At 61.0% G+C, this 24,032-nt stretch carries 18 protein-coding genes and 2 pseudogenes; 1 reads left to right on the top strand and 19 read right to left on the bottom strand.

Annotation, left to right across the window (positions count from 1 at the left end; genetic code table 11):
* Positions 1–132: 132 nt before the first annotated feature.
* From AB4N48_RS11230 to AB4N48_RS11150, 17 genes and pseudogenes are all read right to left on the bottom strand, one after another.
* Positions 133–891: a PIG-L deacetylase family protein gene (locus tag AB4N48_RS11230; protein ID WP_056785811.1), complete on the bottom strand. Its 759-nt coding sequence runs from the start codon at positions 889–891 to the stop codon at positions 133–135.
* Between the two features lie 178 nt (positions 892–1,069).
* The gene (locus tag AB4N48_RS11225; protein WP_095179947.1) at positions 1,070–1,729 is read right to left on the bottom strand and encodes a glycosyltransferase family 2 protein; all 660 of its coding nucleotides are present in this window, start codon (positions 1,727–1,729) and stop codon (positions 1,070–1,072) included.
* A complete protein-coding gene (locus AB4N48_RS11220) occupies positions 1,726–2,325 on the bottom strand; it encodes an SAM-dependent methyltransferase (protein ID WP_056785814.1) in 600 nt (199 codons plus the stop codon). The genes AB4N48_RS11225 and AB4N48_RS11220 overlap by 4 nt, the downstream gene beginning before the upstream one ends.
* Positions 2,322–3,080, bottom strand: coding sequence for a PIG-L deacetylase family protein (locus tag AB4N48_RS11215; RefSeq protein WP_460095445.1), 759 nt, complete (start codon positions 3,078–3,080; stop codon positions 2,322–2,324). The genes AB4N48_RS11220 and AB4N48_RS11215 overlap by 4 nt, the downstream gene beginning before the upstream one ends.
* On the bottom strand, positions 3,077–4,075 hold the full coding sequence (locus AB4N48_RS11210; RefSeq protein ID WP_460095444.1) for an acyl-CoA dehydrogenase family protein: 999 nt from the start codon (positions 4,073–4,075) through the stop codon (positions 3,077–3,079). The genes AB4N48_RS11215 and AB4N48_RS11210 overlap by 4 nt, the downstream gene beginning before the upstream one ends.
* A gap of 1 nt (position 4,076) precedes the next feature.
* The gene (gene glgX / locus AB4N48_RS11205; protein WP_041480983.1) at positions 4,077–6,236 is read right to left on the bottom strand and encodes a glycogen debranching protein GlgX; all 2,160 of its coding nucleotides are present in this window, start codon (positions 6,234–6,236) and stop codon (positions 4,077–4,079) included.
* A 239-nt stretch (positions 6,237–6,475) separates the two neighbouring features.
* Positions 6,476–6,814 (bottom strand): DUF2934 domain-containing protein, encoded by a 339-nt coding sequence (locus AB4N48_RS11200; protein WP_236168874.1) that lies wholly within the window; start codon positions 6,812–6,814, stop codon positions 6,476–6,478.
* A 21-nt stretch (positions 6,815–6,835) separates the two neighbouring features.
* Positions 6,836–9,610 carry a malto-oligosyltrehalose synthase gene (locus AB4N48_RS11195; RefSeq protein WP_460095442.1) on the bottom strand — a complete coding sequence of 925 codons (2,775 nt, stop codon included), beginning with the start codon at positions 9,608–9,610 and terminating at the stop codon, positions 6,836–6,838.
* Positions 9,607–11,685: a 4-alpha-glucanotransferase gene (malQ, locus tag AB4N48_RS11190; protein ID WP_095179954.1), complete on the bottom strand. Its 2,079-nt coding sequence runs from the start codon at positions 11,683–11,685 to the stop codon at positions 9,607–9,609. The genes AB4N48_RS11195 and malQ overlap by 4 nt, the downstream gene beginning before the upstream one ends.
* Positions 11,682–13,484 (bottom strand): malto-oligosyltrehalose trehalohydrolase, encoded by a 1,803-nt coding sequence (gene treZ, locus AB4N48_RS11185; RefSeq protein WP_460095441.1) that lies wholly within the window; start codon positions 13,482–13,484, stop codon positions 11,682–11,684. The genes malQ and treZ overlap by 4 nt, the downstream gene beginning before the upstream one ends.
* 17 nt (positions 13,485–13,501) lie before the next feature.
* Positions 13,502–15,088, bottom strand: a complete 1,587-nt coding sequence (gene glgA / locus AB4N48_RS11180; protein ID WP_016774645.1) for a glycogen synthase GlgA — start codon at positions 15,086–15,088, stop codon at positions 13,502–13,504.
* A gap of 590 nt (positions 15,089–15,678) precedes the next feature.
* A complete protein-coding gene (locus tag AB4N48_RS11175; RefSeq protein WP_305383064.1) occupies positions 15,679–16,632 on the bottom strand; it encodes a D-2-hydroxyacid dehydrogenase family protein in 954 nt (317 codons plus the stop codon).
* A gap of 12 nt (positions 16,633–16,644) precedes the next feature.
* Positions 16,645–17,691, bottom strand: coding sequence for an alpha/beta fold hydrolase (locus AB4N48_RS11170; RefSeq protein ID WP_460095440.1), 1,047 nt, complete (start codon positions 17,689–17,691; stop codon positions 16,645–16,647).
* Between the two features lie 86 nt (positions 17,692–17,777).
* Entirely contained in the window at positions 17,778–18,212 is a 435-nt protein-coding gene (locus AB4N48_RS11165) for a YqaA family protein (protein WP_150742084.1), read from the bottom strand.
* Positions 18,212–18,658: a DUF411 domain-containing protein gene (locus AB4N48_RS11160; RefSeq protein ID WP_460095439.1), complete on the bottom strand. Its 447-nt coding sequence runs from the start codon at positions 18,656–18,658 to the stop codon at positions 18,212–18,214. Before AB4N48_RS11160 ends, AB4N48_RS11165 begins: the two co-directional genes overlap by 1 nt.
* Before the next feature lie 241 nt (positions 18,659–18,899).
* Positions 18,900–19,427, bottom strand: a pseudogene (locus AB4N48_RS11155) (methyl-accepting chemotaxis protein); the annotation flags it as partial.
* A gap of 381 nt (positions 19,428–19,808) precedes the next feature.
* A pseudogene (locus AB4N48_RS11150) lies at positions 19,809–20,891 on the bottom strand (cache domain-containing protein); the annotation flags it as partial.
* 353 nt (positions 20,892–21,244) lie between these two features.
* On the opposite strand from AB4N48_RS11150, the gene AB4N48_RS11145 reads away from it, so the two are divergent.
* Entirely contained in the window at positions 21,245–21,772 is a 528-nt protein-coding gene (locus AB4N48_RS11145; RefSeq protein WP_024012886.1) for a hypothetical protein, read from the top strand.
* Positions 21,773–21,817: 45 nt separating this feature from the next.
* Here the strand turns inward: AB4N48_RS11145 and AB4N48_RS11140 are convergent, their stop codons facing one another.
* Positions 21,818–22,753 (bottom strand): GNAT family N-acetyltransferase, encoded by a 936-nt coding sequence (locus AB4N48_RS11140; protein WP_095179965.1) that lies wholly within the window; start codon positions 22,751–22,753, stop codon positions 21,818–21,820.
* Entirely contained in the window at positions 22,722–24,032 is a 1,311-nt protein-coding gene (locus AB4N48_RS11135) for a phenylacetate--CoA ligase family protein (protein ID WP_460095438.1), read from the bottom strand. Before AB4N48_RS11135 ends, AB4N48_RS11140 begins: the two co-directional genes overlap by 32 nt.

Here is a 24,032-nt window from a genome sequence, read left to right as displayed (position 1 = left end):
GATGATTCACTGCTGGGCCAATGTGGGAGCGAGCCTGCTCGCGAAGACTTCATCACGTTCAATACATCTGACACATGACACACCGCTTTCGCGAGCAGGCTCGCTCCCACAGGTATTGTGAGCTTCCGCCGTTCAGAAGAAGACGATTTCATACGGCAAGCGCATCCGCTCCAGCAGCACCGGGGGCAGCAGCGGGGCGATGCCGATGGCCGGTTCGCCCTTGAGCTGGCTGGCGTAAGCGTGGGTGGCGTGGCTCTTGCGCGCTACCGTCCAGGTGTCGAGACGCAGCTTGCGCGCGCGTTCCCAGGGAATCATGCGCTGCTCGCGCTCCGGCCAGTGCCAGGCCCACACCGGCACATCGTGATAGGTCGCCCCGGCCTTTTGCGCCGCGTCGAAACTGGCGCGGCCGACCACTTCATGATCCGGCGGGCCATCCTTGCGCCAGGTACTGAACACTACGTCGCCCGGTCGCAGGTAGCGGCCGATGAACTCGGTGAGCTGGCTTTGCTGATCACTCAGTGCGTTGTCGGTAAAGCCGCCGCGCACCCACTTCAGGCTGTGCATGGGCAGGCCGAGGCGGCGCAGGGCTTCGACGCTTTCCTGCGGGCGGAATACACTCAGGCGTTGTTCCGACCATTGCCGCGAGCCGGGGTGGCTGGCGCTGCCGTCGGTAATCGAGAGCAATTGCAGGGGATGGCCAAGGCTGGAGAGCAATTGCAGCAAACCGCCGCAAGTGACCACTTCATCGCCCGGATGCGGGGCGATGACCACGGCGCGGGCGCCGGCGGGAACCAGGCTGTGGGTGTTGATGACGGGAATATTGTCGAGTTGCGGCGCGCTGTTCCAGATCTGTGCTGGCAGGCCGTGTTCGTTGATCAATGACGATTTCATGAGTGCGACGTCCTTGTGGTATCTCGCCCTCAGTCGTGAACAGCCAACGCTGATCGCGGCCCGTGAAGGCAAATGAATAGCAACGGTGCAGTGCTCCAACCCTTGGATTACTGCGAGGCAGAGTATTGCTCAAGACAGCCGATTCGTCGCGTCACAGATCAATCTGATCCGTATTTTTTTATTCCAGCTGTGCCAGATTGCGCAGAAAGTCACCGAATCCGCCCTTGGCCCGACTGTCGAGACGGGCGCTGGTGTGCACTTGCGGGCGATGACTCCAGGCGATATTCGCACCGCTGCGCTCCAGCGCACGCACCAGTTGCACGTCCTCGTCACAGGTCAGCGGTTTGAAACCGCCGGCCAGGCGATAAGCCTCGGCGCTGACACCGAGATTGGCGCCGTGAATGTGCCGATGGCCATCGCGGGCCTGATAATGGCGGTGATAGCGAATCTGCGCCGCTTCATCGATCGATTCGTGCCAGTGCTCGACGGTCACCGTGCCGCACACTGCGTCCGCCTCCAGTCCCAGTTGCGCCGCCAGCCAGTCATCGGCGACGCGGCTGTCGGCGTCGGTGCAGGCGATCCAGCGGGCACCGCGCTCGAGCAGCAGTCGCGCACCGGCGGCTCGGGCTTCGCCGACGTTGCGTGCGTCGATCTGCAGGCTCAGCACCGGATAAGCGCTGACGATCTGCGCCGAGGCGTCGCTGCAACTGTCGAGCACCACCAGGATTTCCACCGGCTCGCCGGCCAGTTGCCCATGCTGGCTGGCCCGCAGGGCGGCGCGCAGGCATTCATCGAGCAGCGCTTCTTCGTTGTGCGCGGGAATCACGATACCGATCAACGCAAGCCCTCCAGTGCCGCCACCGAGCGTGGCTCGCGGCTCCACAGTTCGAGAATGAAATCCGCTTCCTGATGCAGCACCAGACGCGGCAAAGCCAATTGATCGTGGATCTGATCGTGGACCTGACGTGCATTCAACGGGCAGCCCTCGATCGGCGGGCGCCAGTGGCAGGCCAGCAATTGTCCGTCGGCCGTCAGTGACTCACTGATCCGGCGGATCATTTCTGTCAGATCTTTTTCGTCGAGGTAGTAGCCGATTTCGCTGAATACAATCAGGTCGAATTTTTCCTCCGGCCAGTCAGCCGGGAGGCGTCCCTGACGGACTTCGGCATGCTCGAACACGCTCAAGCGCGTACGCGCCAGCTTCACTGCCGCGCTCGCCGTGTCGCAGCACAACAGGCGGTCGCAGCGCGGAGCCAGTTCTGCACTCAGTTCGCCGTTGGCGCAACCCGGTTCGAACACCGACCTGTAGCGCGGACGCGGCAGGGCGGCGAGGGTGATCGCGCGTTTGCGCTGCTCGTACCAGCGCTGGCGGAACGCCCATGGATCGTCGTTGCCAGCGAACAGGCCGTCGAAATAGCGGTCATCGACGCTCACAGGAACACCACTTCAAAAGGTTGCAGCAAACGATCAAGCACATAGGGAGCGAGCACCGGCCCGAGCCCGACGTCGCGGTCGCCTTCCAGCTGGCTGGCGAACGCGTGCGCGGCGTGGCGTTTACGTGCGATGTGCGTCGGTGAAAGGAGAATCTTGCGCGCCCGCTCCCATGGCACCGAAGCGTCTTCCGGGGTTGCCCAGTGCCAGGTCCAGACCGGAAGTTCATGGCAGGTCGCACCAACGCGTCGCGCCGCTTCGACACTGGCGCGGCCGACGGCCTCGTGATCGCTGTGACCGTCCTGGCGCCAGGTCGTGAAAACCACGTCACTGGCATGCAGATAACCGGCGATGAATTCGCTCAACTCGGTTTCCTGCGCCGCCACTTGCGTATCGGTAAAACCGCCGCGCAGCCATTTCAGGCTGTGCATCGGCAAGCCGAGGCGGCGCAGAGCTTCTGCGGATTCCTGCGGTCGCACCACGCTCAAGCGTTCGACCGTCCAGCGTTGCGAGCCGGGATGACTGGCGCTGCCATCGGTAACCGAGATCAATTGCAACGGCCGTCCGGCTGCCGCCAGCAACTGCATGATGCCGCCGCAACCGAGCACTTCGTCATCCGGATGCGGCGCGATGATCACCGCCCGCGAACCCAGCGGTACCAGGTCAAGAACGTCGATGGCGGGCAGTTCGGCCAGACGCCGCGAACCCTGCCATTGCTGCAGTGAAGTGCCCTGGCCGACGATCGGGTTGTCCTTCATAACGCCCAGACCTCGCAGGATTGACCGGCAATCCGCTGGCCCAGCGCAGCAAGGTCGCGTTCGGCGTGACTCTGGCGCAGAAACACCGGCAAGTCGGCACTCAGTCGCGCAAAATGCCGATCCTGACAAAACGGCCCGGCACCCAGCGCCCGCCCGACTTCACGCATGACCTGTTCGGCAGACTGTTCGACCACCGCGCGGGCGCGACGGGCCAGCAGTTCAGCGTCAGCCTCAGGCTGCGCATCGATTTGCAACGCGCTGAAGCGCAACACGTCGGCCGCTGCTTGCAGTGCTGTGTCAGTCGCACCGAGATGGGCGAGGGCGTGCGGTTCATCGCGTTGCGCGCAATGCTGACGCAGCCCTTCGGCAATCCGCCGTGAAGCGCCGTACCAGCAAGCCGCGATACCGATCCCGCCCTGCCAGAACCCCGGCCGTTGCAGGTAATCACCGGGGTTGCCAATGGCCTGCGCTTCGGCGTTTTCAAACAGCACTTCGACGCTGCCGGTGGCCGCCATGCCCACGGCTTGCCAGCCCTGATCGGTGATGGTCACACCGGATTGATCGAGTGCGACTGCAACCAATTGCTGCTGATCATCAGCGTCCCACGCAGTGAGCAAGGCGTGGCTGAGCACCGCAGCGCCAGAGCACCAGGCCTTGCGCCCGTTCAGCATCACCATATGCCCGGACGGCGTGACTTTCACCCGTGCCTGCGGCGGTTCGGCGGCCCACATGCCCCACGTGCTGCCCGGGGTTGGCGTACCGCCCAATTGCTCGATGATCGCCAGCGCATCCGTGTGGCCTTCATAGAGTTTGCACAGCCCAAGATCGTGTCCGCCCACCTCCGATAGACGCTGAAAGCGCTCCAGCGTGTGACCGCTGCCGGGCAACGGCAAGCGGTCAAGGCCGGCCTCTACCATTGCTCGCAGGCAACGGCCGAGGGCATTGGTGTCGGCGTAATCTGGCGGACGGCGGGCCAGATAATGTTGAAAGTCCATATCAATCTTCTTCGTCGCGTTGCAGTTCGAACAACAGCAACGAACGCCCGGTCACCGAATACTCGTGGCCGAATTCGAAGCGTTCCTGGCCGCGAATCGACGGCTGATTGGTATCGATCATGCACGTCCAGAAGCCACCATCCGGTACTTCCGGCAGGGTGAAGTTGACGATGTCATGGTGTGCGTTGACCACCAGCAGCAGCGTCGCGTCGGCGCCTTTGCGACGGATGCCGGTTTCCTGCGCGCGACCGTCGAGCAGCATGCCGAGGCAGCGATTGTGCGCATCGTGCCAGTGCTCGGTGGTCATTTCGGTGGCGTCCGGTGCCAGCCAGGTCACGTCCTTGACGCCGATATCTTCGTTGTACTCGCCGACCAGGAAGCGTCCACGACGCAGGATCGGATAAGTCAGGCGCAGCTTGATCAGGCGTTTGACGAACTTGAGCAGGGCCTTGCCGTCCTCGCTCAGGTCCCAGTTGACCCAGCCAATCTCGCTGTCCTGGCAATAGGCATTGTTGTTGCCGTCCTGCGTGCGCGCGAACTCGTCACCGGCGACGATCATCGGCGTACCTTGGGCCAGCAGCAGAGTGGCGAAGAAATTGCGCATCTGCCGGTGGCGCAGAGCGTTGATTTCCGGATCGTCGGTCGGGCCTTCGACGCCGTGGTTCCACGACAGGTTGTTGTTGCTGCCGTCCTGATTGTTCTCGTCGTTGGCTTCGTTGTGCTTGTCGTTGTACGACACCAGATCGTTGAGGGTGAAACCGTCGTGGGCGGTGATGAAGTTCACCGACGAATACGGCCGGCGCCCACGCTGGTTGAACATCTCCCCGGAAGCGGTCATGCGGCTGGCGAAATCGGCGAGCTGGGCGTCGTCACCTTTCCAGAACGCACGCACGGTGTCGCGGAACTTGTCGTTCCACTCAACCCAGCCCGGCGGAAAGTTGCCGACCTGATAACCGCCGGGGCCGCAGTCCCAGGGTTCGGCGATCATTTTCACCTGACGCAGCACCGGGTCCTGACGGCAGGCGACGAGGAAGCTGTGGCGCTCGTCGAAACCATCGTGGTAACGGCCAAGAATGGTTGCCAGGTCGAAGCGGAAACCATCGACGTGCATCTCGCTGGCCCAATAGCGCAGGGAGTCAGTGACCATTTGCAGCACGCATGGGTGACTCAGGTCCAGGGTGTTACCGGTGCCGGAGTCGTTGATGTAGTAGCGCTTGTCGTCGGGCATCAAGCGGTAGTAGGAGGCGTTGTCGATACCGCGCATCGACAGGGTCGGACCTTGCTCGTTACCTTCGGCGGTGTGGTTGTAGACCACGTCGAGAATGACTTCGAGATTGGCATCGTGCAGGTGCGCGACCATTTCCTTGAATTCGGCAATCTTGCCGCTGGCCAGATAACGCGGGTCCGGGGCGAAGAACGCGATGCTGTTATAGCCCCAATAGTTGGTCATGCCCTTTTGCAGCAGATGCTGATCGTTGACGAAGGCGTGAATCGGCAGCAGTTCGACAGACGAAACACCGAGCTTGCGAATGTGCTCAAGCACGTCGTCGACCATCAAGCCGCCAAAGGTGCCGCGCAGGTTTTCCGGCACCGAAGGATGACGCATGCTGATGCCGCGCACGTGGGTTTCGTAAATGATGGTCTTGTCCCACGGCACGCTGACGCGATGGTCATTGCCCCAGGTGTGGGCCGGGTCGATGACCTTGCACTTGGGCACGAATGGCGCGCTGTCACGCTCGTCGAAACTGAGGTCGGCGTCGGGGTGGCCGATGGTGTAGCCGAACAGCGCCTCCGACCATTTCAGCTCGCCGACCAATTGTTTGGCGTAAGGGTCGATCAGCAGTTTGTTGTGGTTGAAACGGTGACCATTGGCCGGGTCATAAGGACCATAAACGCGGTAGCCGTAGATCAAGCCAGGATGCGCATCCGGCAGGTAGCCGTGGTAGATCTCATCGGTGTATTCCGGCAGCTCGATGCGTTCGAGTTCGACTTCGCCGGCATCGTCGAAAATGCACAGCTCGACCTTGGTGGCGTTGGCGGAAAACAGAGCAAAGTTCACCCCCAGACCATCCCAGGTCGCACCCAGCGGGAAGGGCAGGCCTTCACGGATTCTCGACGGCTCGGCGTGCGCAGCGGGTTCGGCTTTCTTTGGACGGGTCATGATTGCTCCTGCAAAAAAACGGGACAGTTCAGGCAATGAGATTTCCTTGTGGGAGCGAGCCTGCTCGCGAAAGCGTCGGTACATTCGACGTTTTCACCAACTGACCTAGCGCTTTCGCGAGCAGGCTCGCTCCCACAGGGTGGTGTGTTTTGCCCCAAGAAGGGCTTTCTTCGGGGCGCAAGAGCCCCTTGTGGCGAGCACGCTCGCCACACAGTCATTCAGTTCAAAAATGGATCGGATCAGTTCGCCGGAGGCTTCTTCGCGGCTCGCGGCTTTTTCTCGGCAGCCTTTTCGCCCGGCGGGACTACTTTGGCCGTGGCCGAAGGCTTGGCTTTCGCCGCTGGTTTGGCTTTGGCGGCTGCCGGTGTCTTGCCGTCGGTGCTTTTCGCTGTTGCCGCTGTAGTCTTGCCAGCCACTTTGCTGCCAGCCGCCTTGGGTGGCTTCTTGGGTGCCAGCGCTTCGGCCTCGGCCAACTTGCGCGCCATTTCCCAATGACGTTCTTCGTGGCCTTCAGGTTTCCCTTCCGACTCCCAGATCTGATAGGCGAATTCGCGAATGCGTTTATCGTCGGTGCTCATCGCAATGCTCCTGAACTGAACTCATGCTTGTGTTAAGTGTTGGATAAAGAGATTGACCGGGACATCCCCCAGCGCTTCGCTGACATTCAGCTCCCTGTTGTGTGTGACTACGCTGCTAGCAAAAAGTCCCTTCAGGTTTGCATCCGAAGCGGCAGACGGTAAAACCACCCGCATATCGCCCCAGCGCAGCGCATCGACCTGCGGGATGGCACTGTTTTCCAGCAACGTTGCGCAACGCACCGGCACTACGACAATGGCCCGCGCGCCTTCGTGTTCACGCGCGAATGCCAAGACGTTGTGCGCCTGACTGCCCAATACTTCCAATGGCTGGTAATCGCCACGGCGGAACAGCTCGCCGTGTTCCTTGCGCAGGTTCAACACCTCACTGATCAGCGCCTGTTTGATGCGCCCGTCACGCCAGTCCTTAAGCAGCTCGGTACCCGGCACGGATGCCTGCAACGCTTGCTCGCGTGCGGCGTAATCCACCGGGCGGCGGTTGTCCGGGTCTACCAGACTGAAGTCCCAGTACTCGTTGCCCTGGTACAGATCCGGCACACCCGGCACGGTCATGCGCAGCAAGGTTTGCGCCAGCCCGTTGAGCGCGCCGGCAGCGGCGATGCTGTTGACGGTCTTGCTCAGCGCCGCACGCAGCAACTCGCCTTCTTCACCGGTCAGCAGCTTCTCCGTGAAAGCCTGGGCCGCGTTTTCATAGGCTTCATTCGGCGCGCTCCAGCTGCTTTGCAGCTTGGCTTCGCGCAGGGCTTTCTGTTGCCACTGCCAGATGCGCTTGGCGTAATCGGCGAAACCGGCCTTGTCGTCGTCCTGCAGGTCCAGCGGCCAACTGCCGAGCAATGCCTGATAGAGGATCAGTTCGTCGCCAGCGGAAGGCGCGTCATCTTCGATGCGCACCGGGCGGGCGAGGGCGCGCCACAGTTCGACCTGATCGGCGTACCAATGGCTGCGCTCACTGAGTACGGCCAGCCGGGCGCGAGTGTCTTCACCGCGCTTGTGATCGTGGGTGGCAGTCGCCAGAAGGTTGTCGGGAAACTCCGTCATGCGCTGTTGATTGACTTCGTGGAACTCGCTGACCGGCGCACTGAATTGCTCGGTGTTGTAACCGACATCGTTGCGCGACAACAGCACCGCCGAGCGATACAGCGCAGTATCTTCCACGGCTTTGGCAGCTGCGGGCGAGGTCAGTTGCTGGAACCGCACGCAGGCATGCTTGAGGATCTTGCGCGAGCGCCCCCGTGGCTTGCGGCGCCATGGCGTGCCGCCAAGCCAGCTGGCGACCGAGTCGAGCACTGGCCAGTCAGCTTCGCTGAGGGTCTGCCGCGCACCGTCCATGGCGTGCAGGAAAATCGCTTCGTCCTGCTCGGAACGGCCCATCGCGCTGATGTAGGTGCGATAAACCGGGAAGTGCACGATCAACGCATGCAGCACGCGGCGAATCGCGCCCAGGGTCAGGTCGCGGGTCATCAAGTCATCACGTGCTACCTGATGCAGCGCCTGGGCAACACTTTCGAAGTCGCTGGCCAGCGAACCATTGAGGATTTGCTGACGGGCCAGTTGCGCTTCTTCCATGAACGCTGCCGGGCGCTCGGTGCGGCGCTGCCAGAGTTCGCCGAGGACATGTTCGCCGTCCGGGTCGTGTTGCAGCAGCGACAGCTGATTCATGAACTCGTAACCGGTGGTGCCGTCGACGCTCCAGTCGCGGCGCAGGGTTTCGCCCTCGCCGAGGATCTTCTCGACATAGATGGGCAGATGACGTCCCGGTGCCAAGTGATCCAGACGCCGACGCAACTTGCGGCAGTAGCCACGCGGGTCGGCGAGGCCGTCGATGTGGTCGATGCGCAGGCCGTCGACCAGACCTTCTTCAACCAATTGGAAGATCTTGCCGTGGGTTGCTTCGAACACTGCCGGGCGCTCCACTCGCAGACCGCCAAGCTCGTTGATGTCGAAGAAGCGCCGCCAGTTGATGTCGTCCGCCGCCGTGCGCCAACTGGCCAGGCGATAGCTTTGCCGCTCGAGCAACTCGTGGAGCTTGTGGAAGCCCTCGTCAGTGGTGGAATCGTATTGGGCGACATTGCTTTCGATGGTGGCCAGAACACGCGGATCGCTTGCCAGCTCTCGCAACTCCTGCTTCAGCGGGATCGCCAGCGAGTGAGCATCGGTCTGGTAACTGAGCGTACTGAAGCGATCTGCCAGCGATTTCAGCGTGTCGTCGGACTTGAGCAGCTCGCCATAGTTGTTCGGGCAGATCGGGAAGTGGTGGTCGTAATGCTCGACGTAAAAAGTCCCGGTCTGCGCGTTGAATTTGAGCTTGAGTGTGCCTTCCTGCAACGCCACCCCGTAGTCACTGCCAAGAAACGGCAGCAGCAATTGGCCTTCCATCAACGGGTCCGGCGAGTGCCACTGAATGTCGAAGAATTCGCCATACGGACTCAGGCGTCCCCATTCCAGCAGGTCAAGCCACCACGGGTTGTCATTGCCGCCCACGGCCATGTGGTTGGAAACGATGTCGAGGATCAGCCCCATGTTGTGTTCACGCAGGGTGCTGACCAGTTGGCGCAATGCCGGCTCGCCGCCCAGCTCCGGATTGACCTGGGTCGGGTCGACCACGTCGTAGCCATGCATGGAACCGGCGCGCGCCGCCAGCAATGGCGAGGCGTAGATATGGCTGATGCCGAGGCGGGCAAAGTACGGCACCAGTGGCACCGCTTGTTCGAGAGTAAAACCTTTATGAAATTGCAGGCGCAACGTGGCGCGCAGTGGCTGGATTTGCTGTTGATTCATTGGTCACGCTCAGAGGCTTGAAGGCGCGCGCAGGCCAGCAGTTCCAGGCGTCGGGCGGCATCGGGGCCGTCCAGCAACGCTTCGCTGGGACCGGGCAAACGTCGCGACCAGTTCGGATGTGAATCGGTGGTGCCAGGCAGGTTCGGCTGTTCATCGATACCCAAGGCATCTTCCAGCGGCAGCAGGACCAGCGGCGCGCGGGTATGGCCGAGGAAACGCACACTGGCATCGACCACTTGATCGGCTTCGTGGGACTCTTCGCGGAAGTTCTGCGGATCCTGACGCAGCGCATCGCGCAGGCCTTCGCGTTCACGCTCGCGATGCCGGCGCCAGTCGATTTCGCCGTTGGCATCGACCAGACCGAGGCGCGCGTTCCAGTCGATATCGCGGCCATGCCACCAGCCATTGAGTGTCGGCAGGTCATGGGTGCTGGTGGTGGCGAGCGCGTCATCCGGCCAGTCGAGAATCGGTTTGAAGCGGGTATTGTCCTGTTCGAACAACAGCACGCGCATGCCGAGAATCGAGCGCGCGGCGAGTTTTTCCCGCAGGCCTTCCGGCACGGTGCCGAGGTCTTCGCCGAGCACGATGGCTTGATGCCGATGCGACTCGAGGGCCAGCAGACGCAGCATGTCGTCGAACGGATAATACAGATAGGCGCCATCGGCCGGGGCGGCGCCGTTGGGAATCACCCACAGGCGTTGCAGGCCCATGACATGGTCGATGCGCAGGCCTCCGGCGTGGGCGAAGTTGGCGCGCAGCATCTCGATGAAGGCACGGAAACCGTTGCGGATCAGCCCTTCCGGCGAGAACGCGGAAATGCCCCAACCCTGGCCGCTGCGGTTCAGGATGTCCGGCGGCGCGCCGACGGTCAGCGAGGCGAGCAATTCATCCTGGAAACTCCAGGCCTGACTGCCGGCACCGTCAGCACCGACGGCGAGGTCGGCGATCAGGCCAATGCCCATGCCGGCACTGCGCGCGGCAGATTGCACGCGCTCGAGGCAGCGATGGATCAGCCATTGGCAGAAGGCGAAATAACCGATGCGCTCGGCATATTCTTCGGCAAATGCGCCCAGCGCCGCGCCGCGCGGGTCGTGCCAGTGCTCCGGCCATTCGCGCCAGTCGAGGCTTTCGCCACGGGCGGCGCGCATTTCCTGAATCGCTTCGAAGCGACAATGGTTCTCCAGCGCTTCGCCACCGGCATGACGGAAACTGGCGAAGTCGGCGTGCAGCGGATGCTCGCCAGCGACGAAACCATCATATAAGGCTTGCAGCAGTTTCTGCTTGGCTTGGGCGGCGGCAGGCCAGTCGATCAGCTTGAGATTTTCCAACTGGTCGAACTGCGCGGCCAGGCCACTGGCATCGATTGCGTCACGCAATGCGCGCTCGCCGAGAATGCTGCCCGGCGCTGCGTACAGTGAATTGAGAAACAAGCGGCTGGACGGCGAATAAGGGCTGTAGCGGCCATTGTCTGAGCTGAACATCGCGTGCATCGGACTGATCGCCAGCGCATCGGCGCCGCGTTCACCCGCTACACGAACCAATTCCTCCAGCGCCTGGGTGTCGCCAAAACCACCGTCACCCGGACGGCGCAGCGAATACAGCTGGGCGCTCAGACCCCAGGCGCGCGGGATCGGACTATCGACCGCATCGCCAACGCTGAAACAACGCTCAGGCGCCACAGCGAGAGTGAAATACTGATCGCCGATGTGCACTTGCTGGTAACCGACCGGAATCAAGCCGGGCAACATGGCTTCGTTGTCCAGCTTGAGGTTCATCTGCGAGCCGTCTTCAAGATGAATCTCGCAGGGCGTCTCCGGTGTGAAGTAGCGACTCAGGTCGAGGGCAACGCCAACGTCGCAGGTCAGCAGGGGCGGCAGATGGCGGTCTTGCTGGACTTCTTGCAGTTGCAACAGGCTGGCATCGATTTCTTGCGCGGTGCTGGCGGGGTGGCCGAGTCCGATCAGGACATTGCGCAACACAGCGGGAGCGACTTTTTGCTGACGCCCGTTGGCGTCGATCCAGTCGACGGCAAGGCCGGCTCGACTGGCGAGTATTTCCAGTTGCGCATCGCTCATAGGCGCTCTCCATCCAGGGGGTGCAAAAGGGGTGCGGCCGTGAGGCTGACGAGCGCGGTGTACGCCGGCAGTTGGTTCGGGTCCGACAGTTCGATCGCGGCTGGCTGTTGAAACAGCCACTCGGTATCGGTCTGTGCAGGGTTGACCACTGGCGTGTCACTGAGGTTCAGGTCAATTCGCAGCTCACTGCCGTTGCCCAGCCGCCAGCGCGCGCTGACCGCTCCATAGCCGAGCATTTGCGCGCCCAGAGCCTGGGTCCCGGAGAGATGGGGAATGATGTACTGATGGCGCAACTTCAGCAGTTGCCGGTAGAGCTCATGGGTCTGCTGTTGCAATGGCGTGCCGCTCCCGGACAGTCGCGGCTGCGAAGCGTGGAAGGTGCTTTCGGCATTTGGATCAGGGATCTGTTCGCGCATGTGCGGATCGGTAAAGGCACTGAATGCGGCGAACTCGTTGCGCCGACCTTCACGCACCAGTTCCGCCAGTTCACCGTGGTGGCTGGTGAAAAACAGGAAAGGTTGCTCGGCGGCAAACTCGTCGCCCATGAACATCAGCGGAATCATCGGCGACAGCAGCAACAACACCGTCGCCGCCTGCACCGCACGCGGGTCGGCAAGCTGATGCAGACGTTCGCCAAAGGCGCGGTTGCCGATCTGGTCATGGTTCTGCAGGAACAACACGAAAGCGGTGGAGGGCAGATGTTCGCTCGGCTCGCCCCGAGGTTCGCCATGGCGAGTGATGTGGCCCTGGAACACGAAGCCCTGACTCAGGCAACGCACCAATTGCTCAGTGGGCTGCGCTGCATAGTCAGCGTAATAGGCGTCGGTTTCGCCTGTCAGCAGCACGTGCAACGCGTTATGACCGTCATCGTTCCATTGCGCGTCGTAATCGTTTTCCAGCAGGCTCGACTGGTTCAGCTCGTTTTCGACGGTCAGCCAGACGTGCCGGGTCGGGTCGATCTGCTGGCGAATGCGCCGGGCCAGATCGCTGAGGAAATCCGGGTCTTCAATTGCGTGCACCGCATCCAGACGCAGGCCGTCGAAACGGTATTCGAGCAGCCACATCAGTGCATTCTCAATGAAGAACTCGCGCACTTCCGGGCGGCGGAAATCGATCGCCGCGCCCCAAGGCGTGTGCTTGTCCTCGCGGAAAAAGCCCTTGGCGTAACGATGCAGATAGTTGCCGTCGGGGCCGAAGTGGTTGTAGACGACGTCGAGAATCACCGCCAGGCCATGGCCGTGGGCGCTGTCGATCAGGTGTTTGAGTTGTTCCGGTGTGCCGTAGGAGGCTTGAGGCGCGTAGGGCAGCACCCCGTCGTAGCCCCAGTTGCGATCACCGGGAAATTGCGCCAGCGGCATCAGTTCGATCGCGGTAATGCCCAGCGCCACCAAGCGCGCCAGATGCTGTTCGACTTCTGCAAATCCACCGAGCGCACCGACGTGCAACTCATAAATTACCGCTTCACTCCACGGCCGACCATTCCAGGTCGTGTGCCGCCATTGATAGGCATGGGGGTCGACCACCACGCTGTGGCGGTCAAGGTCACCATCCTGCGCTCTGGAGGCCGGGTCCGGCACCTCCAGTTCGCCATCGATGCAGTAACGGTAGCGACTGCCCGCCGGGCAATTGGCCTTGATTACAAACCAACCGTCACCCTGAGGCAGCATGGGCAACGATTTTCCATCTTCCAGTTCCACACTGACGTAGAACGCGTCAGGCGCCCACAACGCAAATTGCGTGTGCTCGGCATCCAGCATGATCGCGCCGTGGGGCCAGGTTTCTTGGGTCCTTGACGGCATTTTCTGCAACTCCCTGGTTATTTGTGGCTGGCTTTACCCAACGCCTTGGCGACCAGTTGTTCGTAAAGTTCGGCGTACGGTTCAACCGCTTTGCTCCAGTTGAACGGTGCAGCCATGGCACGGCAGCGCATGGCGTTGAGCAGTTCCGGAAAGGCGAACACCTTGAACGCGCGGCTCAGGGCTTCCTTGTAGCTATCAACGGTGGACTCATCGAAGAGGAAACCGGTGACGCCGTTTTCAATGGTGTCGGCCAGGCCGCCGGTGTTGCGCGCGACCGGCAGCGAGCCGAAACGCTGGGCGTACATCTGGCTCAGGCCGCAAGGCTCGTAGCGCGACGGCATCAAGAGGAAATCGCTGCCGGCGAACATACGTCGGGCATCGGTTTCGTTGAAGCCGATGCGCACGCCGATCTGGCCAGGAAAGCGCAGGGCCAGTTCACGCATGGCTTGCTCTTCTTCCGGCTCGCCGCGACCGATGATCGCGATCTGACCACCGTTCTGCACGATGAACTCGGACACCGCTTCGGTGAGGTCCAGACCTTTCTGATAGACCAGGCGCGATACCACGGCGAACAGCGGGCCGGTGGAGTCATTCAGGCCGAACAGCTCACGGACATGGGCGGCGTTGACCGCTTTGCCTTCCCAGTCGCCGATGGCGAACGGGGCAAACAGGTGCGGGTCGGTCGCCGAATCCCAGCTCTCGTCGATGCCGTTCGGGATACCGCTGAGCAGGCCTTGCTGGGTCTTGGCGGCAAGGAAACCGTCGAGGCCGCAGCCGAAGTCCGGGGTGGTGATTTCTTGCGCATACGTCGCGCTGACGGTGGTGATGTGGCTCGAATAGGCCATGCCGGCCTTGAGGAACGACATCTTGCCGTAGAACTCCATGCCTTCCTGTTGCAGGGCATGGGTGGGAATCCCCAGCTCCGGGCAGGAACCGAGGCTGGTCACGCCCTGGTAGGCAAGGTTGTGAATGGTGAACAGCGTTGGCGTGCGCTGCCCACGCCAGTGCATGTAAGCGGGCGCGAGGCCAGCCGGCCAGTCATGGGCGTGCACCAGATCCGGGCGCCAGTGGATTTGCGCAAGGTTGGCGGCGATGTCGGCAGCAGCCAGGCCGAGACGGGCGAAGCGGATATGGTTGTCCGGCCAGTCGCGACCGTTGTTGGCGCCGTAAGGGCCACCCTCACGCTCGTAGAGTTCAGGGCAGATCAACACGTAGATCACCAGACCATCGGGCATGTCCATACGACCGATCTTGCAAGGTGGCAGCGCGGCGTGGCCACCCAGCTCGCCGATGATGTGAATCGGGTTTTCGCTGTGCACCACTTGCGGATACCCGGGAATCAACACCCGCACGTCATGCAGGTGGGCCATGGCCCGGGGCAGGGCGGCGGACACGTCACCGAGGCCACCGGTCTTGACCAGATCGGCGATCTCAGAGGTCACGAACAACACTTTTTTCTTGTTGGGATTCTGGCTTGCTACCGGAGCAAGCGTCTTGGTGCCGGGTACGTTGATCTGTCGGCTGCCGGGAACACTGATGGTGCTCGATTCTCCAAGCGACTGGTGAGCACGCTCTCCCTGAATATCCAATGCCGCACTGATCATATGTATCTCCCGTGTGTGATCTGATTCTTGTCTCGAACAAGCTGTTTCGTGGCCAAGTCCTGTGGCCGGGCGCAAAGGCGCCACGCATCGGTGAGCAAATGCTGACCCAACACGCGCAAGCAGAATGGGTGGTGAGGCCGTTGCAAGGATTACACCAGTCGCTTTCGCCCAGTTGTTCTGATGACCTGTGGCGTGAAGCAAAAGTTTCGACTTTTTTTCGTCGGTATGACCGAGTGGTTTGGCCACTGAAAAATCAGTCTAGGCCAGATCCTAGAGCGGGTTAGGGCAAATGGGTAAATTGTTCGACAATCGGTTGTGTCGGGATGTTAGCGAGGGTTCAGGAGGGAAAACGCTCCGACGAAGGGCATGTTTTTCGGTCGGAGTGGGCCAAAACAGTGACTGGGCAGTCACGGTTTTGTGCTATGGGATGGGCGAGTTGCACCGTTGTGGTGCGAGCGTATTGCAGAGTGGTATCTGAGATGACCTTTTCGCGAGCAGGCTCGCTCCCACATTGGACCGCGTACAACCTGTGGGAGCGAGCCTGCTCGCGAAGAGGGCGGTTGAAGCAACTCAACTTCAAAGTGATGGACTCAGTTCAACAGACGCATCGGCTCCCCAGCTGCCCAACCCTGAATATCCTCGATCATCTGCCGGAAGAACTGCTCGTAATTCTGCCGACTGACATACCCCACATGCGGCGTGGCGAGGACATTGTCCAGCGTGCGAAACGGGTGCAGGGCCGGCAACGGCTCTTGCTCGAATACGTCCAGCGCTGCCCCGGCAATGCGCCGTTTCTGTAGCGCCTTGATCAACGCGGTTTCATCGACGATCGGTCCGCGTGCGGTGTTGACCAGCAATGCGGTCGGTTTCATCCAGTCCAGCGCCCGGGCATCAACCAGACCGCGACTGCGTTCACTGAGCACCAGATGCACCGACAGTACGTCGGCCTGCTCGAACAGTTGTTGCTTGCTGACGTACGTCACGCCGGCCTGTTCAGCGCGTTCGGCGGTGAGGTTTTCGCTCCAGGCGATCACCCGCATGCCGAACACCTGACCGAATTGCGCGACCCGCTGGCCGATGCTGCCCAAACCGAGAATACCCAGCGTCTTGCCGTGCAGATCGCCGCCGAGGCCCTGCTGCCACTGGCCGGCCCGCAGCGCATTGGCTTCCTTCACCAGATCACGGGTGGCCGCCATGATCAGCGCCCAGGTCAGTTCCGGCGCGGCGTGTTTGTAGCTATCGGTGCCGCAGACCTTGATGCCCAGAGCTGCTGCGGCCGGCATGTCCAGCGCGGCATTGCGCATGCCGCCGGTGGCCAGCAACTTCAGATTGGGCAAGCGCCCTAGCAAATCGGCGTCGAAGCGCGTGCGTTCACGCATGACGCAGATCACCTCGTACTTGCCAAGGCGCTCGGCCAGTGTGGCGTTGTCGGCCGGGTAATCATGCACAAAGGTCACTTCACCGATGCTCTCCAGCACGGACCAGTCGACCACGTCGCGGGCCACGTCTTGCCAGTCATCGATCACTGCAATCTGCACCGTCATCGGCTTGCCTCATCAAGGAACGGAAGGAGTCTTGCCCAGCCAGCCGAGCAGCGCCTGATGGAATTTCTCCGGTTCTTCCATTTGCGGCGCATGACCCATGCCCGGGAATTCGATCAGCGTCGACTGCGGAATCAGCTTGGTGACCTGTTTGCCAAGCACCTCGTAATGACCGATTTTGGCTTTCACTTCCGGCGGCGCGAGGTCCTTGCCGATGGCGGTGGTGTCGGAGGTGCCGATCAGCAACAGGGTCGGCATCTTCAGATCCTTGAACTCGTAGTACACCGGCTGGGTGAAGATCATGTCGTAGATCAGCGCCGAGTTCCACGCGACCTGGGTCTTGCCCGGACCGTTGCTCAGGCCGGCGAGCATGTCGACCCAACGATCGAATTCCGGCTTCCAGCGGCCATCGTAATAGGTGGTGCGCTCATAATCGCGAATGCCCTTGGCCGTGACCTTCAATTCACGCTGATACCACTGATCGACGGTGCGATACGGAACGCCGAGGGCTTTCCAGTCTTCCAGACCGATCGGGTTGACCATTGCCAGTTGATCAACCTGCTCAGGGAACAGCAGCGCATAACGGGTGGCGAGCATGCCGCCGGTGGAGTGGCCGAGCACAGTGGCTTTCTGAATGCCCAACGCCTTGAGCAATTGCTGGGTGTTGGTGGCCAGTTGCTGGAAGCTGTATTGATAGTGCGCAGGTTTGCTGGAGGTACAGAAACCGATCTGGTCCGGCGCAATCACGCGGTAGCCGGCGTCGCTCAGGGCTTTGATCGAACTGTCCCAGGTCGCTGCGCAGAAATTCTTGCCGTGCATCAGCACCACGGTGCGGCCGTTGGCCTTGCCATTGGCGGCGACGTCCATGTAGCCCATTTGCAGCTTCTGGCCTTGGGATTCGAAGGCGAAATGTTTAAGCGTGTACGGGTATTGGAAACCTTGCAGCTCCGGGCCATAGGCAGGCCCTTCGGCGGCAACGGTTTCAGTGGCTGCGTGCGCCATTAACGGCAAGGCAGCGCTGAGGACCAGGCCGGGCAGCCAGCGGGAAAGCGTGACGGACATAAGCACAAACTCCTTGAAAATTGGCCGACTCTGGAAGGTCGGGATTACGCCGACGTTAAACAAAGGCAATCACACTGAGGGTTGGTTCAACCTAGCCAGCCAAGTGTCAGCAAGGCCAGCACGCCATAGCGCGCGCCTTTGGCAAGGGTGACGATCAACAGAAAGCGCCCGAGCGGTTCGCGCATGACGCCTGCTATCAAGGTCAGCGGATCGCCGATCACCGGCAGCCAACTGAGCAGCAGCGACCAATGCCCATAGCGCTCATAGTGCTTGCGTGCCTTGGCCATATGCCCAGGGCTGACCGGAAACCAGCGTCGATCCTGAAACCGTTCGATGCCACGGCCCAGCCACCAGTTGACCAGCGAGCCGAGTACGTTGCCCAGCGTCGCTACCGCGAGCAAACCCCACAGCCAGTAACGCTCGCTGACGATCAGGCCGACCAGCAGCGCCTCGGATTGCAATGGCAACAACGTCGCCGCACCAAACGCAGCAAAGAACAGGCCGAAGTAAGCCGCACCCATCAACGGGCCGGGTAGTCCGCCACCACCACGTCGGCGCCGTCCTTCTTCAGACCGATCACTTGGTACGCATCGCTCATGCCGTCCATTTCCATGCCCGGCGAGCCCATCGGCATGCCTGGCGCTGCCACACCCAGCAGATCGTCGCGCTTGCTCAACGCAAGCACCTGATCGGCCGGCACATGACCTTCAACGAATTTGCCATTGATGACCGCCGTGTGGCAGGACGCCAGACGCGGTGGTACGCCGTGCTGCTGTTTAAAGCTGCTCATGTCGCTTTCGACGTGATCTTCGACTTTGAAGCCATTGGCTTCGAGATGGCTGATCCACTTTTTGCAGCAGCCGCAATTGGCATCGCGGTGCACTTCGATCGGGATCAGTTCGGCGGCTTGCGCCAGGGAGGAGATGAACAGGGTGCTCAGGGCGAGCAGACGCAGTTGGCTTCGCATGGGAATGGGCTCTCGACTCGGTGAAGGTCAGCAAGAGCGCATTTTGACCGGTTTTTCCATCCCGGCATCAACTGAGTGTTTCCAGTTGCTACAAGACATTCGAACAATGGTGGGAGCGAGCCTGCTCGCGAATGCGCTGGATCAGACGCAAATCCAGGTGACTGAAAAATCGCTTTCGCGAGCAGGCTCGCTCCCACAGGGGATTGGCGTAAAGGCCGAAATCCCCGTGGTCGCGGTTGGCTTAACTGACCTTGAACCGCCCCATGATCGCGCTCACGCGGCTATTGGCTTCGAGCAACTGCCGGGTATTGAGCTCGCTGGCCTGGCCGCTCTGCACCAGTTCATCGACCATGTGGCGAATCTGCACCATGCTGCGGTTGATCTCTTCGGTCACTGCGCTTTGCTGTTCGGCGGCGGTGGCGATCTGCGTGCTGAGGCTGTTGATATGGCTGACCGAACCGGCCATTTCGTCCAGCCCCGAGTTGACTCGGGCGGTGGCGTCAGCAGCGGACTGGCAACTGGCCTGGGTGTTTTCCATGGCGCTGACCGACGAACTCACGCCTTGGGTCAGACGGGTCAACATTTCGTTGATTTCCGAGGTGCTGGCCTGAGTGCGGGCGGCGAGGGCGCGGACTTCATCCGCCACCACCGCAAAGCCGCGACCCTGTTCACCGGCCCGGGCCGCTTCAATCGCGGCGTTGAGGGCGAGCAGGTTGGTCTGCCCGGCAATCGCGCCGATGACGCCGAGGATTTCGGTGATGCGCTGGGCGTCCTGCTGCATGTTTTCAACTTTGTGTGTAGCGCTGGCCACTTCGTCGATCAGCGCGACCACGCTGTTGGTCGCTTCACCCACCACGACGCGCGAGCGGTCTGCGTTCTCATTGGCACGCTGGGTGAATGCAGCGGTTTCAGCGGCGTTTTGCGCGACGCTTTCAGCAGTCGAGCTCATTTCGTTGATGGCGGTGACGGTCTGATCGGTTTCCGAAGCGTGACGCAGCAGAATCTGGCCGGTATGTGCCGAGGTGCGCTGCAGGTTGTCGAGGCTGGAAGCCATGGCGCCGGTGGCCTGGGTGACTTCGCCGATCATGTTCTGCAGATAGGCGATGAAGGTGTTGACCGAGTGACCGATGGCGCCCAGTTCGTCTTCGGCGCGAATGGTGATGCGGCGGGTCAGGTCGGCGTCACCGCTGGACAGCGAATCAATGTTGGCCTTCAGCGCTTTCATGCGCAGCACCAGTTTGCGAATCGCGTAAACCTGCAATAGCACCAGCAGGATCACCAGCGGAATCTGGATCAGGCTGAGGCTATGGAGCACGTCGTCGCGCTGGGCAGTGAGCATCTTGGTCGGCAGGGCGGTGGCGAGGAACCACGGTGTGCCCTCGATAGGGCGCATGAAGAAGGTGGCGTCTTCACCGTTGTTATCGAACTCGACGCGTTGTGCTGTATCGCGATTCTGCAGGCCGGTCTTGATCTGATTGACGAAGGTTGAGCTGGCCGCCAGTTCGCTGATGTTCTTCAGCACGATCGGGCCGCTGATGCGCGAGCTGTTGCTGATGATCTTGCCGTCAGCCTCGACGATGAGCATTTCGGCGTTGAGGTCCTTTTCCTTGCGCGCCACCAAATCGTTGAAGAAGCCCAGGGTCACGTCGATGGTCGAAACGCCCCAGGCGCTGCCGTTCTTGTAGATGGCCATGGCGCAGTTGGTGCGCGGCTCGGCACTGGCGTCGTCTTTATAGGCAGCGGCCCACGCGCACTGGCCGCGCGGAGTGGCCATGCCGCCCTTGTGCCAGCTCTGGTCGTAATAGTTGGGCGCCGCATCGCTGTTCCAGAACGTGTTGACCTTGAGTTGGCCAGAGGCGTCACGGTGCCAGAAAGTGCTGAACTTGTTGCGCCCGGCTTCACGCTGGCCCGGCAACGGCCAGATGCCGCCGCCGAAGACTTTCAGTTCGCCGTACTGATCCACCAGCCCTGGCAACACCGTGTCGATGGCGGCGCTGTCGAGCAGAGGGATGGTCTGAGTGATGCTGCGTTGCTGCGCCTGGACCTTGTTCAGTTCGCCCTGAATCTGCACGGCGACTTCGGCGATGCGGTTGAGCACGACTTTCTCTTCGGTATCGCGCAGGGTCGGTGCCACCAGTTGGCTGATGCCGACCACGGTCAGCACGGACAACAGCAGGATGAACAGAATCAGAAACAGCGTGTAGCGAGCCTGAATAGTGCGCAGTGCGGGCATGGAACTGATCCTTGAGCGGCTTTTTTGTTGGAGGGCAGGAATAAAACAGGGCGGGTATCACAGCGTATCGTCGTTGCGGGCCGAAGCTTTAGGTGCTCGCGCGCCGAAACCACGCTGGGCGATGACCGGTTGGTATCGGGATGGGTACAAACCCCCGGATCGCCACGTTTGTTACATCAAAATGACGGCTCTGAACCAATGTTTACGGGCTGCAGGCTTGTGTCACGAATGTACGAGATTTGTAAAAAAGCGCACAAAAGACTTGGTGCGATCAGGTGCATCGGCCGATACTCGCGCCCATTCAATTGGTTGGAACAAGGACATTTCATGCTCATCGCACAAGGAATCCTCGCATGACGATCGGCTATACCGGCGCCTGGGAAAGCAAGGCAGGCGTAATGGTCCGTGATACCGGCGCGAAAAAGCAGGTTTCGCAGAGCGTCAAAGTGCAGCAGATGCTGACGCTGGTCGGCAACGATCCGAATGCGCTGAATGTGGCGGAGATGGATAAGCAGGGTTTGCGCAAGCAGATCAAGGGCTTCGACCCGGCCAACGTTTCCGTCAAGCAGTTGGGCAACCTCAGCGAATTCCTGCGCGGGCGCGGCCTGATTTCCGAGATCACCTCGATCACTTTGCTCAATGCCGGCGACAAATTCGACCGCTTCGGCGTGCAGAAAGACCCGGAGGCCAAGTTCAACGCGCTGGAATATTTCGCCACTCAGCTCGATGCCATCCAGACCAACAGTCTCAATGGCAATTACTACGGCAAGAGCCTGATCCCCGAATTCAAGAAAGCCATTTACGTCCTGCAGAATCTCAAGACCTATGGCGAAGGCAATGCGGCAGTTCCGTCCGACAAAGGCCTGAAGGCAAAGGCGTAACGTCTGCTGATGATGCCCGCTCATCCGTGTGCGGGCTCATGCTGTTTACGCCGCCGGCACGGCTTGCCGAGTGATGTGACGTTGTGCCTGGTCATGCAACTGCTGCATGTGCGGACAATGCAATGTCAGCCTGCGCGTGCGGTAGCCACGATGAAACAGCGCCAGCCATCCCCCTCGGTTATCCTGTGCAGGCGCCAGGCCGGTGAAAGCAAAACCGATGGCGTTGAGGCTGTGCAGATCCACGGCAAACTGTCGCGAAAGCTGTAGACGAATCGAAACCAGCCAATGCCCGGGCAGTGATCGCAACTGGTCGAGCAGTTCCGGATTGAGTTTTTCCAGCCACATTTCATGGCGGCTGCCGTGCTGCTGGACCTGAACCGAAGCTCCGCGCCAGCGTCCTGCATCAGCCCCGACGCCGAACACAGCGCTCAGACGCTCCATCAAGGGGCGGCAACTGGCTGGCCATGCCTGTTCTGGCAATGGCCGTTGATAGCCATCGATAGCACGTACACCCAACACGATCGACTCGGGTTTTTTGCAGCCAAAGGGTGAGCGGACATAGTCCGGCAACAATCCAGTGTTGTGAAAACCGAGGTTGATAGCCATGCGTTGGGTGTAAGGGTGATGGGTGACCTGTTTGATCGAGACGCTGCGACAACCCAACGCCTGCGCATGAGTCAGCAGTTGTCCGCCCAGCCGCGTGGCAATGTTCTTTCCACGGGTATCGGGATGTACGACGCTCAAGGCCAGTTCGGCATCGTGCGAGCTTTCGCTTTGCCGATACAAAGTGGCATGACCAAGAATCCGCTCACCCTCCACTGCAACCAGTGAATGCCAGCGTTTGTCGGCGTGGTTCTGATTGATCAGGCAGGGCATGTAAACGTCGGTTTGCACGTAATGATCACCGTAGACCTCGCGAAACAGCTGGCTGACGGCCTTGGCGTCGGTGTCACGGTAATTGCGCAGAATCAACGACTCCATCACGCACCTCCCTCTCGTCCGGGCCATAGCAGCGCAAGTCGACGATCCGCAGGCTTTTCCCTGCGCGAGGATGGCGCGCCAAATCCTCGAACCGGCAACTCTGGATGCGCAGCTCCAATAACCGCTCAGCCCGCAGTTGCGCGATCGGCGGGTACAGTTCGATCAAGCGGGCCTCAAGTTTCTCGTCGATGCGAGCCGATCGTTCGATGACTGCATATTTCAACGTCAACACATCTGCGCTGTTGGCTTGTTCGATCAGCAATTGCCAATCGTCGCTGCCAGTAATGCTCCGTACGCTTTCGCTGATTTCATCGGTCATCAGCGACAGAATGCCGACCCGCACCCGCTGGCTATTGCCGCTGCGTCCCCTCAGGGCGAATTTGCGTTGTGCAGTGCCCGGCGGTTCGCGCCAGCACGCAAGATCTCCGACGGGATAGCGGATCAGCGGCATCAAGCGGCGATGCAGATTGGTCAATACGAGCAGACCGGTTTGATCGCAGGCCTCGATCGTTGCGCCGCTGTGCTGATCGATAATCTCCAACAGGACGTGACCGTCGGGTGTGCGATGTTCTCCTTCGACGCAGTCAGGATGACTGGCGCCAATAAATCCGCCGTCGACGCTGGCGTAGCCGATCGAGGCAATGCGCGCGTTGGGCAGCACTTGCTCAAGGAGCTGGCGTTGTGAGGCAAACAGGCTCTCCCCGCCGTAAAGCACGCTATCAACCAGGGGCAACGTAAGGCCGCGTTGTTTGAGCCAACTGGCGAAGGTCAGTAATTGCGCGGGCACGCCAGCCAGTACATTGATCCGATGCTGGTTGATGGCATCGGCCAACTTCGGTGGAACAACCTCGCCGGTAAACGGAAACTCGCTGACAGCTGTTTGAACATGGGCGAGTGAGTCATGAATAAACAGAAAACTGGCGTAGAGGTCGCCGGCGAAAAACAGGTTGGCGACACGGTCCCCGGGGCTGAACTGCTCGCTCAGACTGCGGCCGAAATCTTCCACCGTGCGCTGCCATTCCGTGCGGGCATACACGGACAACCTGCCACCGCCGGTTGATCCACCGGTCTTGAACACCAAGGCGTGCCCAATGGGGGCCGTCAGGACCGGCCATTGCGCGAGATCCGCGCTGTCTTTCCAGAAGTCTGCCGGATCAAGCAGTGGCAGTTCGCACGGTGAACTTATCGCCTCGGGGGTGTTGGCGAGACTGTTCTTGTAGTAGGGCGAATGCTCACGGGCGAAACCCGTTAATTCGCTAATCGAGTCGGTTGTTTTCAC

The organism is Pseudomonas sp. S2_C11 (assembly GCF_054668395.1).
The sequence above is the reverse complement of the archived record's forward strand: the minus strand, read 5'-3'. Positions and strand labels throughout refer to the sequence as shown.